Here is a 14258-nt window from a genome sequence, read left to right as displayed (position 1 = left end):
TGGAACGCGGCTATCGTCGCGACTGCACGGGGTCTCTGAGTGCAAATGAGACCCCGTGCTTGGTCGCCACGACTAACGCTGCTTACGCGGGATCACAGCGTTTTTGTTGCGCGTGTTGCGCTCGTTGCGGCTGGCTGGCGCAACAGGTTTTGCGTGATCAAGATCGTCCAAGTCATTGCCTTCGTCATCATCGTCCGCATCCCAGTCGTCAGGCTGATACTCATCATCATCCGCGTCATCTGAATCGACTGCGCTGGAGTCTTCATCGTCGATAGGGTCGAGATCACAGGCCTCCAGCCATTCGGCCAGCATGTCACCATCCCAGCCGTCTGGCACAGCCCCAGACACCATGCGGAGCTTGCGGCTCACATTCGATTTGTTAAGGCCAACAAGCTCGCCGATTTTTTCCAGGCGCCATCCGTCGGCTTTGAGGATCGCCATCAAGCGCGTCTTCAGGTCATCAGCGACGTAGGGCGTGATCTCGGTTTCAAGACCCGCATCACACAGCCGAACGCAGCAAAGAACCTTGCCGCTGCTCGGACTCAAAGTGCTCGCCAACTCCGGGCACGAAAAGACAATTGCCTCATCGAATCCCGGATTCGGCTCACGCGGAGTGACCACGAGAAACTCGTTTGGAATACCTGAAGTTTTGGTGTCGTAGACAACGTCGGGGCAAAGCATGATGATGTGCGCACCGCTCTTTTCGCCGACGCGGCGCAATTGAAGAAGTCCTTCAACGCTGGGCGTCTCACCCGTGGGTTGCTGCAGCATGATGCAACCGCCGTCTTTCACGGCATTCAAACGGCTTACGATTGAAACGGATGCTGGATTTGTCCAGTCGAATACGCCGGTCGCTACACGCTCAATGGACTTGCATTCTTTAAATGCCGGTGCTGTCAAGCCCAGCTTGGCGTGCAGTCCACGCACTTGCTCAAGGTAACGAGCAGGGCCGCTGTGTACGCACACAATACTGGAGCATTCCGGCAAGGGAATGGGGAGACGCGACGAAACCTGCACAAGTTCTGTGAGCATTGCCGCATAAACCAAGTGAACCAGTTCGCCATACGGACCGACAACCATGGTCAAACCAGGTTCGAGTTCGGACACCGGAGTGAGAGACTGCACCAGTTTGCTCGGTCCTTGTTTTTTGCTTGGACGGTGAGAATCGCGACTCATTCTGCGCCCCCGATCTTCTCGTTGCGCTCGGCAATACATGCTTGAATGTATGCCTCAACTTCGCTCTGCGGCCAGGCCACCATGCGGGGGCCAACTTTGACGCCTGGCTTGAACATGCCAGCGGCGATGCGAGCATAAAGAGTGGAGTTCGACCAGCCGGTCATCTCCAGTACGCGGCGCTTGCGGATAAGCGCTTCTTGAAATTGCTGTGCCATGTAGGCCTCCTCGAAAGAACTGATGAAGTTGGTTCGATGAGTCCCGTCGAACTCATCTGCATCCGGATGAGTTCAATCTTGGCGGCGCAGCGGCGCGGAATATCTAACTGATGATGGGTCCATCAGGATTGATGAACGAACCCATCATTGATTCATTGTTTCGATTGGAAGAAGTGATGAAAGCTCTGCTGTAGAAGAGTCTGTATGCCGTTTGGACCGAACCCTTCGTGCCTTTCGAGGCCCGCTGACTTGATGGAAGCAAGTACATCGTCTTTCAACGTTGGTGGCGGTGTTTTTGCGTCCACTGAAACACCATACAACTCGCGCGAGAGGATATAGACCAGCGCTCCGAGTCTTTTGATTTCTTTGGTGGCATTACCCAACCGTTGATCCCGATGGGCTGTGTTTCCTGATGTGAGAGGTTGCGCAACGGATGCGGTAGAGTCTTTCGTCGCTTCAGCCTCAACCTGCTTGGGTGCTTCGGCATCTACCAGCAGACGGAGATGCTGATGGATGGACCGAAGCCCCTCTGGAGGCGCGCTGTCTCCATACCTCTTCCAGATGAATTCAATTGCGCTCGTGACGTCAACACGCACCTGCCGGAGCTTCGACACATCTTGTGTGCGTGCAGCATTTCCTGACTGCTGCGGATCGTAGTAAACATAGGCAGAATTTTTTCCCCTAATCGGCGACAGTGCATTCGTCATCAGACGAACAATTTTTTCGTATCCCTTCTTCCACTCAGGATCAACTTCTTTCTGTGCTTTGACCGCTCCAATTTGAGGCATCACATTGCCCGCCATCGCTGCGATTTCCCACACTGCTCTATGGGCCACAAGGGCTTCTGCACTCCAATCTGGAGGAGAGACAGGATGGTTTACTTTTTGATCCGTTGGACGGGTACTTGTCGCCATTTGGAGATCCACTGGGTGATGCGATTGATGATACTCATCAGCCCGGTCGCAAGTACGTAGCCCACTCGCCCATGAGCTTCCGGCGTTTCTCGACCATGTCGGAGCGGTGGTAGGCGCGCACGGTGGCGTCCCCGACGATGTGCGACAGCGCGATCTCCAGCAGCTCGTGCTCGTAGTGCGCAATATCGGCACCCCAGGTACGGAAGCTCGCCCGGAAGCCATGGACTGTGTACGGCTGCTTCATACGGCGCATCAACTGCGTGAGGGTCATGTCGCTGATGGGCCTGTTCTTCTCGCCGGGGAAAATCAGGCCAGTGGGCTCAGTGCCGTCGGGCCACATGCCACGAGCTTTCTGCAATACGTCGCAAGCGGCCTGGGAGAGTGGCACCGAATGCTCCCGGCCGGCCTTCATGCGGCCCTTGGGAATAGTCCAGGTCTTGGTCTTGGCATCCATCTCCTCCCAAACGGCACTGCGAACTTCTCCTGAGCGTGCTGCTGTCAACACGATGAACTCGAACGCCCATTTCACGCTGTCACTGGAGCGGCTCTGGCGAACCTGTTCCAACAAAGCACCGACTTGGTCATGGGGGCACGACGCGTGGTGTTCCACCACACGGGCCTTGGTGTTCTTGGGTAGAGCTTTCTTGAGTTGGTCCCACTGTTCGCTGTCGAGACCAACGCAGTAGTCGCGGGCCGCTGCATAGTTCACTACGGTGCGGATGCGTTGCAGCACACGGGAGGCGGTTTCCGCCTTGGTCTTCCAGATGGGCTCCAGGACTTCGCGGATTTGCTCGCGCGTCAGTTCTGCAATGGGCTGCTTGCCAAATTTTGGGAAGGCGTAGGTGGTGAGGGTATTGATCCACTGGTCGGCGTGTTTGGCGTTTTTCCAGTCGTCCTTGTTGGCCGCGTGGTACTCCTTGGCACATTCCTCGAAGCTACGGCGCTTGCGGTCCGCCTCAAGGCGCTCCGTGTGCATGCGAGCCTTTTCTTGGTCGCGCTGGTCGATGGGATCAATTCCATCGTCCACAAGCTGGCGGTACTTCTTGGCGCGTTCGCGGGCTTCGGCCAACGTCCAGTCGGCCAACGGGCCGAGGCCCATGTCGCGTTTTCTCTGGTTTAGGGTGTAGCGCAGAATCCAAGACTTGCTGCCAAAGCGACTGATCTGGAGGTACAGTCCGCCGCCGTCGTGATAGAAACCCGGTTTGCTGAGATTTTTGATTTGGACCGCCGTCAGCCGGTCGCGTGCTTTGCTCACTGTCGGACCTTCCGCATTGTTTGAGGCGATTTTCTAGGCCATCTTTCTAACCATATTTTATGGCTGGATGGCACTGGATTTTTTGGAATGTGGCTGGAGGTGGGGCAAGGATAGAATCGGTCGCAAAGCCAGTGCTGGCGCGGATTTAGAGCACCTCAGTGCACTACTCTGGATTGCTTCGGATTCGCCTTCGTGCGGTCACCCTCTCCGCCACTGATAAGGCCCTGATGCTATTTAATCAATAGCGCAGGGCCTTTTTCTTTTGGTTTGCCGGCCCCCCCGGCAGCCAGGCAGCCTTTGGGGCATGCAGGACCCGCGCCCTGGGCACCAGATCCGCTGCGATCAAGTCGCGGGCTGAGGCGGGCCAGACTGCAGCTCCCCCACCACAACGCACCGCAGCCGCACTGACATCGTTGAGCCAGGCCGCAGGCACCCGTCAGGACGCCAGCCCTGGCGAACATTCCTCCCCAGGCCCCCGCCGCCGCACCAGGTGCCGAGGGCCCAGCTCTCCGCAGCTGGTGGCGCCCAGCATGGCAAGGTTGCGGTCCACCTCGTCGCGCAGCAGGGTGATCGCGTGGTGCACTCCCGCCTCGCCGGCAACGGCGGCTGCATAGTTGAACGGGCGCCCCACCAGGACCATGCGCGCGCCCAGCGCGATGGCCTTGAGCACGTCGGAGCCGCGCCGGAAGCCGCCGTCGATGAGCACGGGGTAAGCGGGCCCCACGGCGGCCACCGCCGCTTCCAGCACGCGCATGGGCGATGCGGCGCCATCGAGCTGGCGGCCGCCGTGGTTGGACAGCACCACGGCGTCGGCCCCGATGCGCTGCGCCTGCAGGGCATCCTCCACGCTCAGCAGGCCCTTCACGACCAGCGGGCCCTTCCAGCGGCGGCGGATGGCTTCGAGGTGCCGCCAGCCAAGGTGGTCGCGCGCCGAGAAATCGCGCAGCACCGTGGACGAGACGATGGGAGCGCCGCGCGTGGCGAACGAGTTCTCGAAATGCGGCATGCCATGGCGCAGCAGCGTGCGCAGGAAGGTGCCCGCCACCCAGCGCGGCCGCACGAGGCCATCCCAGGCCAGGCGCAGGCTGGGCTTGAGCGGCGTCGAGAAGCCCGTGCGGATGTTGTTCTCGCGGTTCGCCGAGATCGGTATGTCCACCGTGACGACCAGCGTGCGAAAGCCCGCGCGCTCCACCCGGTCGACCAGTGCGTCGATGCGCACCTGGTCGCCGGGCAGGTAGGCCTGGAACCAGGTGCCCGGGCTGTCGCGGGCCACGTCCTCCATCGGGATCAGCGAGGTGCCGCTCATCACCGAAACAATGCCCGCGCGCCGCGCCGCGCGTGCCAGCACGAGGTCGCCCCGGTAAGTGGAAAGCGCGTTGATGCCCATGGGCGCGATGCCGAACGGGCTGCCGTAGCGCTCGCCAAACAGCTCCACCGCCTGGGAGCGCCCCGACACGTCGCGCAGCACGCGCGTGACGAAGGCGTGCTCGCCGAACACGCCACGGTTGTCGCGCAGCGAGGCATTGTCCTCGGCCGCGCCAGCGATGTAGCCGAAGATGGGCCGGGGCAGGCGGCGGCGCGCGGCCTCCTCGAAATCCTGCAGCGACAGCATGCGGCGCAGCACGGCCGGCGCGGGGCGCAAGGGGGCGGGCGCCAGGGCGGCGGGGACCAGATGGGGGAGGGAGGCCATGGGCACGGGGCTTTCATTGCGTTCAGGAACCGCGCCACTGTAGGTTTGCCATTCAATGAATGAAAGCGAAATATTTAGAATGGATTAATTCTCTTTATGCCAACAAGGACCCCGCCATGCCCACTCCGTCGGTCAAGCAGCTCGAGGCTTTCTGGTGGGCGGCCACCTGCGCCAACTTCGCCACCGCCGCCGGCCGCGTGCACCTGTCCGTGTCCTCGCTGTCCAAGCGCATCACGGAACTGGAGGCCGCGCTGGGGCAGCCGCTGTTTGACCGCAGCGGACACCGCGCCGTGCTCACCGAGGCCGGCACGCGGCTGCTGCCCGCCGCGCTGGATGTGCTCAACGCCGTCGCGGCACTGGACCAGGCACTGGATGCGCGCGCAGATCTCGCGGGCCACTGCCGTTTTGGCGTGGGCGACCTCTCGGCCCTCACCTGGCTGCCCGCGTTCGTGGCAGCGGCGCGCCGCGCGCATCCCCGCCTGTCCCTGGAGCCCTGCGTGGACGTGGGTGGCGTGCTCGAGCGCCGCCTGGACGACGGCGAACTCGACTTCGCGGTGATCGCGGGGCGCTCGTCGCGCCGCACGCTGCGCTCGCAGCCCGTGGGGGCTGCGCGCTTCACCTGGGCTGTGGCCGCCGATCTGCCCGGCGCCGGCCGCCTGGGGGCGAAAGCGCTGCTGCAGCAGCATCCGCTGGTCACCCTCCCCCCGGGTGCGGGCACCACGCGGCTGCTCGATGACTGGCTGCTCGCGCACCGCGTTGCGGTGCGCGAGCGCATCCTGTGCAACAGCTGGGGGGCCGTGGCCGGCATGTTGCGCGCGGGGGTGGGCGTGGGCTTTCTGCCCGCAGCCTGGGTCGGCACGCCGGGCTTGCGCGCGCTGGGCGGGCGCACGGCGCTTGCGCCCCTGCAGTACGCGTTCCAGTGGCGGCGCGGCGATGCGCGTGCGTTGATACCCGCGATGCAGCGCCTGGCGCAGGCCCAGGTGGATTTTTCGGTGCCGCCGGCCTACGGCTGGGGGCCCGAGGCCACGGAGCGATCACGCAGGTAGGCCAGCACCGCGCCGAACTCCCCCTGAAACTCGATGCGCCCCGCCCGGCTTTCACGCTGGTAGGCGTACATGGGGTCGTAGTAGTCGCGCAGCAATGCCGCGATCCAGCCACGGTGCTGCGAAACATCGCCATGCGCCTTTTGCCGCGCCAGCGCGTGGAGCATCGTTGCGCGCAGCATCTGGTGGCGGTCGCCGCCCAGGCGCCGGGCCAGCTTGTCCAGGCTTTCCAGCAATCGGGCAGAGAACGATTCAAACCCCGCCGCCGGGCCCTGCGCGGCGCAGAACTCGGCGCACTGCCCGACCACGTAGTCCCGCAGGATGCGCTCGACCCGGGCCTCGAAGGCATCCTCGACATGGACCATCGGCGCCTGTTCCAGGCGCAGGCGCAGCTCCAGCGGCACGGCGCAGCGGCCCACATGCCGGCCTTCGTCCTCGACCACGAACAGCCGCTGCCCCGCGGCCCGCTTCTTGAGGATATCGATCGCCAGGCGGTTCTCGAAATCGATCTGGGCCGGCTGGCCGCTGACACGCTGCCCGAAGCTGGACCCCCGGTGGTTGGCGTGCCCTTCCAGATCCAGGCCGTTGGGCAGCTGCGAGATGAGCTCGGTCTTTCCGGTGCCTGTCAGCCCGCCCAGCACGACCAACGGGCATTCGCGCGCCGCCGCCTGGGTGGTCTGCAGCAAAAAGGTACGCAGGGCCTTGTAGCCGCCGGCCACGCGGGGGTAGGCGATCCCGGCATCGGCCTGCAGCCACTGCTGGACGATCTGGGAACGCAAGCCCCCGCGAAAGCAATACAGCACGCCCTGCGGATGGGCCGCCGCGAACTCCGCCCAGGCCTGGGTGCGTGCGCGCCTGATCTCGCCGGACACCAGCGCATGCCCCAGCGCGATGGCCGCCTGCTGGCCCTGGTGCTTGTAACAGGTGCCCACCTTCTGGCGCTCGCCATCGTCCATCAAGGGCAGGTTGGCCACGCCCGGAAATGCGCCCTGGACGAACTCCACCGGCGCCCGCACGTCCATCATGGGCACATCGTTCAGGAAGATGTGCCGGTAGTCGGCCAGGGTGTCCAGCATCAGCGCAGCGTGACAGCGAAGGCCTGCCGGGAAGTGAGATGGCCTATGGGCTCCATCTGCGGCAGCCCGCACTCGGCGGCCACCGCGAGGAATTCACGCTCGCCCTGCGGCGCCACCGCGATCAGCAGGCCTCCGCTGGTCTGCGGATCGCACAGCAGCTGCTTTTGCACTTCGTCCAGCGGACCGATCCTGGCGCCATAGCTGTCGAAGTTCCGCAGGGTACCGCCCGGCACGCAGCCCTCTGCCAGGTAGTGCTCCACGCCACGGATGCGCGGCACGGCGTCGTAGTCGATCACAGCGCTCAGGCCACTGCCCTCGGCCATCTCGACCAGGTGGCCCAGCAGGCCAAAGCCCGTGACATCGGTCATGGCCATGACACCCGGCAATTTGCCAAACCGGCTGCCCGGCTTGTTCAGCGTGCACATCAGGTCGCGCGCGCGGCCCACGTCCTGCGGGCGCAGCCGGGCCTTCTTTTCGGCGGTGGTGAGGATTCCGATGCCCAGCGGCTTGGTGAGGTACAGGCGGCAGCCCGCAGTGGCGGTGTCATTGCGCTTGAGGTGGCGTTTTTCCACCACGCCGGTCACGGCCAGCCCGAAGATGGGCTCCGGCGCATCGATGGAATGCCCGCCGGCCAGCGGGATGCCTGCGGCATCGCAGACCGCACGCCCGCCGCGCACCACGTCGCGCGCCACCTCGGGCGGCAGCACATTCACCGGCCAGCCCAGGATGGCGATGGCCATCAGCGGGTTCGCGCCCATGGCGTAGATGTCGCTGATGGCGTTGGTCGCCGCGATCCGCCCGAAATCGTAGGGGTCGTCCACGATGGGCATGAAGAAGTCGGTGGTGGAGACCACGCCGCGTTCGCCATCCAGCGCATAGACGGCGGCGTCATCGCGGGAGGCATTGCCCACCCACAGCCGCGGGTCCAGGTTCTGGGCCCCGCTGCCCGCAAGGATCACGTCCAGGACCTTGGGGCTGATCTTGCAGCCGCAGCCCGCCCCATGGCTGTACTGCGTGAGGCGGATGGGGGGGCTGGCCATGGTGTTGTCAGAGGAAGTCATGCTGGATTCTCCCCCGGCGCGCCGTCCCCATGGCCCGCCCCATCAGGCGGCGGGTGCGAGCACCGCCACGCCGCCCATGTACGGGCGCAGCACCTCTGGCACCTCCACGGAACCGTCGGCGCGCTGGTAGTTCTCGAGCACGGCCACCAGCGTGCGGCCCACGGCCAGGCCGGAGCCATTGAGGGTGTGCAGCAACTCGTTCTTGCCCTGTGCGTTCTTGAAGCGGGCCTGCAGGCGGCGGGCCTGGAAGGCCTCGCAGTTGCTCACCGAGCTGATCTCGCGGTAGGTGTTCTGCGCGGGCAGCCACACTTCCAGGTCATAGGTCTTGGCGGCGCCAAAGCCCATGTCACCCGTGCACAGGCTCATCACGCGGTAGGGCAAGCCGAGCTTTTGCAGCACGGTTTCGGCGTGGCGCGTCATTTCTTCCAGCGCTTCGTAGCTTTTGTCCGGGTGCACGATCTGCACCATCTCGACCTTGTCGAACTGGTGCTGGCGGATCATGCCGCGCGTGTCGCGGCCGTAGCTGCCCGCTTCCGAGCGGAAGCATGGCGTGTGGGCCGTGAGCTTGATGGGCAGCTCGGACTCGGCCACGACCACGTCGCGCACGAAGTTGGTCAGCGGCACTTCGCTGGTGGGAATGAGGTACAGCGCCGCGTTGTCGGGCACGGGCTCGCCGTCCTGGCCGCCCTTCTTGGCCGCGAACAAATCGCCCTCGAACTTGGGCAGCTGGCCCGTGCCCTTGAGCGAGTCGGCGTTGACGGCATAGGGCACGTAGCACTCGGTGTAGCCATGCTCCTGGGTCTGCACGTCCAGCATGAACTGGGCCAGGGCCCGGTGCAGGCGGGCGATCTGCCCCTTCATCACCGTGAAGCGCGAGCCCGAGAGCTTGACGCCCATGTCGAAATCCAGGCCCAGCGGCGTGCCCACGTCGACGTGGTCCTTGACCTCGAAGGCGAAGCTGGCGGGCGTGCCCCACTGGCGCACTTCGACATTGCCCGACTCGTCCGGACCCACGGGCACGGATTCGTGCGGCAGGTTGGGCACGGCGACCAGCATGGCAAGCAGCTCGGCCTGGACCTGTTCCAGGCGGGCGGCCGATTGCTCCAGCTCCACCTTGCCTGCGGCCACCTGGGCCTTGACGGCTTCGGCGCCGCCCTTGTCGCCCCGGCTCATGAGCATGCCGACCTGCTTGGACAGCTGGGTGCGCTGGGCCTGCAGCTCTTCGGTGCGGGTCTGCAGCGTCTTGCGCTCGGACTCCAGGGCCTGGAACGCGGAGACGTCCAGGAAAGCCTGGGGCTTTTTGCGTGTTTCCAGGCGCGCGATGGCGGTGTCGAGGTCTTTGCGGAGGAGAAGGATGTCAAGCATGGCTGGATTTTAAAGGGGTGGTCGGCCCCGGCTCAGGCGAGGCTGGCGGGGTCGAAGTTGGCGCCGCAGAGAATGAGGGCCACGGTTTCCTGCGGCTGGGGCCGGTAGGCACCTGTCTGCAGGGCCGCCAGGCCCAGCGCGGCGGCGGGTTCCACGGCCAGCTTCAGCTCTTTCCACAGCCACAGCTGGGCGGCGCGGATGGCGTCATCCGGCAGCAGCAGGGCATCGTGCACATGGCGCTGGCTGACCTCCCAGCCAATGGCGCCGATGCGGCGGGCGCCCAAGGAATCAGCGGCCACGCCACCCACCTCCACATCCACCGGCTGGCCTGCGGCGCGCGCGGCATGCAGGGTGGGCGCGCGCTCGGGTTCCAGCGCGACCACGTGGGCGCGGCTCTCCACCCACGCGGCCACACCGCCGATGAGGCCGCCACCGCCCACGCTGACCAGCACCGTGTCGGGCAGGCGGCCGCCCTGCTCTTCCATCTCCAGCGCCAGGGTGCCCGCGCCGGCCACCACTTCGGGCTGGTCGTAGGCGTGGGCCTGCAGGGCGCCCGTGGCCTTCTGGCGGGCCACGCACGCCTCGAAGGCTTGGGAATACGCCGCGCCGGTGACGACCACGTCGGCGCCCAGCGAACGCAGCCGGGCGCGCTTGGCCTCGGGCGAGACTTCGGGCACGAAGACCTCGCAGCGCACGCCCAGGGCCTTGGCGGCGGCCGCCACGGCAATGCCGGCGTTGCCGCCGGAGGCGATGATGACCCCGCTCTCGGGCACGGGGTTGGCCAGCAGGCGGTACAGCATGCCGCGCGCCTTGAAGCTGCCGCCCACCTGCAGGTGCTCCAGCTTGAGCCAGACCTCGCCGCAGTCCACGCCCAGGGATCGGCCCGGCACGCGCATCAGCGGGGTGGTGCGCAGAAAGTCGGGCTGGGCGGTGGAAATGTGGCGGCGGGCTTCGGCGATGGCGGCGCGATCGATCATGCGGGGAGACTCCAGGGGAAATCGGACAAAGGCAGGCAGTGTAGGGTCTGCCCGCCCGCCCCGCGGCAACACACGGATACACGCTGCCCTCCAATGGCGCCGTGCAAGTGCCGATAACATGGACAGGGTCCGCCGCCTTGGGCGGACACGCCAGCAGGAGGCAAGCATGTTCTTTGTGTTCGGCCCATCGGGGCAGATGTACCGGGGAGGGCCGGAAAACCTCTCGCAGATCTCTGCCGTGCGGCGCGTGCAGCGGCCCCAGGCACTGCGCACGCGCGCGCTGGATGTGCCCGCCGAGCCGTTTCAGTCCCCGGCCCCGCTCCACCCCGCGTTCTCGCCGCCCGCCAACCTGCGCCTGCAGGACGCCGTGAGCGCCTATGCGCAGACCGAGCAGGGGCCCCAGCAGGCACGCCAGCCCCTGACCAAGGTCAGCGATGTCATGACCACGGGCGCCCTGAGCGTGGAGCCCGGGGCGCGCGTGAACGATGCCTGGCAGACCCTGGCCGAGCACAAGGTGGCCCAGGCCCCCGTGGTGGACCCGCTGGGGCGGGTGGTCGGCCTGCTGCTGCGGGCCGACATGGCGCCCCTGGACCTGCTGCCCGAGCCGGGCGCCGTGAAACAGGCGATCGAGCTGGCACGCCGCCCCGTCTCCGAAGTCATGGTGAGCCCCGTGCCCACCGTGGCGGCCGACACCGAGCTGCGCCGGGTGGCCGCCGTGCTGCTCGATACGGGCCTGCCGGGCCTGCCAGTGACGGACGATGCGGGGGTGCTTTCCGGCTTCATCTCGCGCACCGACATCCTGCGCGCGGTGGCGGCCGACCCGCCGCTGGACCTGTGGAGCGGGCCTGCGGTCTCGCTGTAGGCACCGCCGTGGGCCCCGGCCACGGCGGGATTGACTAAAAAACGGCCCCAGCGCTTGCCCATCAAGCGCAAAAAGCTATCAATTCAGGAGCATTCGCAGCGGCGCGGCGGCCCCTGCGGATGCCGCGGCCCGCGCGTGCCGGGCTAGTGCCTGGCGGGCCCGGTCTCCGGCGTGCGCTCGGTGAGGGCCAGGCCCGTGGCGCTATCGATCTTGAGCCCCTTGGGCAGCGGAAACTTGATGGTTTCCTCGATGCCCGCCATGGTGCGCACCGACACGGCCCCCAGCGCCTTGATGCGGTCGATGACCTGCTGGACCAGGATCTCCGGGGCCGAGGCGCCGGCGGTGAGGCCCACGCGCGCCACGCCCGCGAACCAGCCCGGCTGCAGTTCGTCGGCGCTGTCCACCATGTAGGCCGGCGTGCCCAGCCGCGCCGCCAGCTCGCGCAGGCGGTTGCTGTTGGAGCTGGTGGGGCTGCCCACCACGATCACCACGTCCACCTGCGGGCTGAGCACCTTGACGGCGTCCTGCCGGTTCTGCGTGGCGTAGCAGATGTCCTGCTGCTTGGGCTCGCGCACGCTGGGGAAGCGCGCGCGCACGGCGGCCGAGATTTCAGCGGCGTCGTCTACGCTCAGCGTGGTCTGCGTGACCACGGCGAGCTTGCCGGTCTGCGCGGGCTGCACGCGGGCCACGTCGGCCACGTCTTCCACCAGGTGGATGCCGTGGTCGAGCTGGCCCATCGTGCCCTCCACCTCGGGGTGGCCCTTGTGGCCGATCATGATGAACTCGTAGCCTTCCTTGGCGAGCTTGGCCACTTCCACGTGCACCTTGGTCACCAGCGGGCAGGTGGCGTCAAAAATGCTGAAGCCGCGCGCCACCGCCTCCTGCTGCACGGCCTTGCTCACGCCATGGGCGCTGAAGACCAGGGTGGCGCCCGGGGGCACATCCGACAGCTCCTCGATGAAGATCGCGCCCTTGGCCTTGAGGTCATTCACCACATAGGTGTTGTGCACGATCTCGTGGCGCACGTAGATCGGCGCGCCGAATTTCTGAATGGCGCGCTCGACGATCTCGATGGCGCGGTCCACGCCCGCGCAAAAGCCGCGCGGCTCGGCCAGCAGGACCTCGACGTCCCCGCCCTCGCCCGCGTGTGGCGCGTCGGGCAGCGGCCCGGCATCGCTCATGCTGCGGCCAGAAATCTCGCTGCTCATAGCACCCCGATCAGTTGCACTTCAAACGTCACCGGCTGGCCCGCCAGCGGGTGGTTGAAGTCGAACAGCACGGCGCCGTCGTCGCGCACCTGCACCACGGCGCCCGCGTAGCTGCCCTGGCCGTCCGGCGTGGGGAACTGCACCACATCGCCCACGCTGTAGCGCTCCGCCGGGTCGCCCAGTTCGTTGAGCAGCTTCCTGGCCACCCACTGCTGCATCTCGGTGTTGCGCTCGCCAAAGGCCTCGCCCGCCGCCAGCTCGAACGTGGCGCGCGTGCCCTCGGGCAGGCCCAGCAGGTGCTGCTCCACGGCGGGAGACAGCTGGCCTGCGCCCAGCGACAGGGTGGCGGGCTTGTCGGAGAAAGTGTTGATCACATCCCCCGCCGGGCCCGCCAGGCGGTAGTGCAGCGTCAGGAAGGAGCCCGGCTGGACGGTGGGAAGGGGGGTGTCGATAGAGGTCATGAAAGTCCCGATAAACTGGCCTGCATTGTAGAAAATCGGGCAAAGCCCTACGCCCGTCGGCCCCTGACGGGTGTCAAAGACCCTGCGCCATGCCCCTCAAAGACCTGCCCTCCGACGCCCAGCCGCGCGAAAAGCTGCTGGCACGCGGCCCCGCCGCCCTGGCCGATGCCGAGCTGCTGGCCATCCTGCTGCGCACCGGCACCGTGGGCAAGGGCGTGCTGCAGATGGCGCAGGAACTGCTGGACACGCCCGGCGTGGACGCGGCCACGGGGCGCGTCACCGGCGGTTTTGGCGGCATCGCCGGACTGCTGCACACCAGCGCCGCCGACCTCACGCGCATCAAGGGCCTGGGCCCCGCCAAGCGCGCTGAGCTGGTGGCCGTGCTGGAACTGGCGCGCCGCGCCCTGGCCCAGCAACTGCGCGAGCGCGAGACGTTCGACTCGCCCAACGCCGTCAAGCACTACCTGCAACTGCACCTGGCGGCCAAGGGCCACGAGGTGTTCGCGGTGCTCTTCTTCGACAGCCAGAACCGCCTGCTGGCCATGGAGGAGTTGTTTCGCGGCACGCTCACGCAGACCAGCGTGTACCCGCGCGAGGTGGTGCTGCGCGCCCTGCACCACCAGGCCGCCGCCGTGGTGCTGGCCCACAACCACCCCAGCGGCAGCGTGGAGCCCAGCCGCGCCGACGAGGCCCTCACCAAGACGCTGAAGGCCACGTTGGCCCTGGTGGACGTGCGCGTGCTCGACCATGTCATCGTCGCCCCCGGCAAGGCGCTGTCGATGGCGGAACAGGGCTTGCTGTGACGGCGCCCGCGCCGCCCGCCGCGCCCACGGCCCTGCACGCCGCGCTGGCCCGCGCCACGGCCGTGGCGCCCCCGCCCGGCGCACCCGCCCCGCCGCAAGCCGCGCCCCGGGCCACCCGACGCGCCGCCACGGCCGAGCGCAAGGCCGCAGCC

14 protein-coding genes are annotated in these 14258 nt (G+C 66.6%); 3 read left to right on the top strand and 11 right to left on the bottom strand.

Annotation, left to right across the window (positions count from 1 at the left end; genetic code table 11):
- Window positions 1-72 precede the first annotated feature (72 nt).
- The 5 genes from AC07OC_RS13570 to AC07OC_RS13550 form a co-directional block, all read right to left on the bottom strand.
- Window positions 73-1176 carry a hypothetical protein gene (locus tag AC07OC_RS13570; RefSeq protein ID WP_494601466.1) on the bottom strand — a complete coding sequence of 368 codons (1104 nt, stop codon included), beginning with the start codon at window positions 1174-1176 and terminating at the stop codon, window positions 73-75.
- On the bottom strand, window positions 1173-1391 hold the full coding sequence (locus AC07OC_RS13565; protein WP_494601464.1) for a helix-turn-helix transcriptional regulator: 219 nt from the start codon (window positions 1389-1391) through the stop codon (window positions 1173-1175). Before AC07OC_RS13565 ends, AC07OC_RS13570 begins: the two co-directional genes overlap by 4 nt.
- Before the next feature lie 152 nt (window positions 1392-1543).
- Complete coding sequence (locus AC07OC_RS13560; protein WP_494601462.1) at window positions 1544-2305, bottom strand: hypothetical protein; 762 nt, start codon at window positions 2303-2305, stop codon at window positions 1544-1546.
- Window positions 2306-2342: 37 nt separating this feature from the next.
- Window positions 2343-3560 carry a tyrosine-type recombinase/integrase gene (locus tag AC07OC_RS13555; protein WP_494601461.1) on the bottom strand — a complete coding sequence of 406 codons (1218 nt, stop codon included), beginning with the start codon at window positions 3558-3560 and terminating at the stop codon, window positions 2343-2345.
- A gap of 436 nt (window positions 3561-3996) precedes the next feature.
- A complete protein-coding gene (locus AC07OC_RS13550) occupies window positions 3997-5250 on the bottom strand; it encodes an alpha-hydroxy acid oxidase (RefSeq protein WP_494601459.1) in 1254 nt (417 codons plus the stop codon).
- A gap of 116 nt (window positions 5251-5366) precedes the next feature.
- Between AC07OC_RS13550 and AC07OC_RS13545 the strand changes: the two genes are divergently transcribed.
- Window positions 5367-6296, top strand: coding sequence for a LysR family transcriptional regulator (locus tag AC07OC_RS13545; protein WP_218339958.1), 930 nt, complete (start codon window positions 5367-5369; stop codon window positions 6294-6296).
- On the opposite strand, the gene mnmH is transcribed toward AC07OC_RS13545, so the two are convergent.
- From mnmH to AC07OC_RS13525, 4 genes are all read right to left on the bottom strand, one after another.
- Window positions 6254-7369 carry a tRNA 2-selenouridine(34) synthase MnmH gene (gene mnmH, locus AC07OC_RS13540; RefSeq protein WP_218339956.1) on the bottom strand — a complete coding sequence of 372 codons (1116 nt, stop codon included), beginning with the start codon at window positions 7367-7369 and terminating at the stop codon, window positions 6254-6256. The two genes, AC07OC_RS13545 and mnmH, sit on opposite strands and share 43 nt — an antisense overlap.
- Complete coding sequence (gene selD / locus AC07OC_RS13535; RefSeq protein ID WP_218340270.1) at window positions 7369-8409, bottom strand: selenide, water dikinase SelD; 1041 nt, start codon at window positions 8407-8409, stop codon at window positions 7369-7371. The genes mnmH and selD overlap by 1 nt, the downstream gene beginning before the upstream one ends.
- Window positions 8410-8472: 63 nt before the next feature.
- Window positions 8473-9795 (bottom strand): serine--tRNA ligase, encoded by a 1323-nt coding sequence (serS, locus tag AC07OC_RS13530; protein WP_218339955.1) that lies wholly within the window; start codon window positions 9793-9795, stop codon window positions 8473-8475.
- 32 nt (window positions 9796-9827) lie between these two features.
- Complete coding sequence (locus AC07OC_RS13525) at window positions 9828-10772, bottom strand: threonine/serine dehydratase (RefSeq protein ID WP_369643143.1); 945 nt, start codon at window positions 10770-10772, stop codon at window positions 9828-9830.
- Between the two features lie 166 nt (window positions 10773-10938).
- Between AC07OC_RS13525 and AC07OC_RS13520 the strand changes: the two genes are divergently transcribed.
- Entirely contained in the window at window positions 10939-11634 is a 696-nt protein-coding gene (locus AC07OC_RS13520; protein WP_218298104.1) for a CBS domain-containing protein, read from the top strand.
- Window positions 11635-11777: 143 nt separating this feature from the next.
- On the opposite strand, the gene ispH is transcribed toward AC07OC_RS13520, so the two are convergent.
- Both ispH and AC07OC_RS13510 read right to left on the bottom strand, forming a co-directional pair.
- On the bottom strand, window positions 11778-12815 hold the full coding sequence (ispH, locus tag AC07OC_RS13515) for a 4-hydroxy-3-methylbut-2-enyl diphosphate reductase (protein WP_494601733.1): 1038 nt from the start codon (window positions 12813-12815) through the stop codon (window positions 11778-11780).
- 23 nt (window positions 12816-12838) lie between these two features.
- On the bottom strand, window positions 12839-13303 hold the full coding sequence (locus tag AC07OC_RS13510) for an FKBP-type peptidyl-prolyl cis-trans isomerase (protein ID WP_494601455.1): 465 nt from the start codon (window positions 13301-13303) through the stop codon (window positions 12839-12841).
- 89 nt (window positions 13304-13392) lie between these two features.
- Between AC07OC_RS13510 and radC the strand changes: the two genes are divergently transcribed.
- On the top strand, window positions 13393-14106 hold the full coding sequence (radC, locus tag AC07OC_RS13505; RefSeq protein ID WP_218339950.1) for a RadC family protein: 714 nt from the start codon (window positions 13393-13395) through the stop codon (window positions 14104-14106).
- Window positions 14107-14258 lie beyond the last annotated feature (152 nt).

The sequence above is a fragment of the Acidovorax sp. GW821-FHT10E04 genome (genome assembly GCF_059415185.1).
The sequence above is the reverse complement of the archived record's forward strand: the minus strand, read 5'-3'. Positions and strand labels throughout refer to the sequence as shown.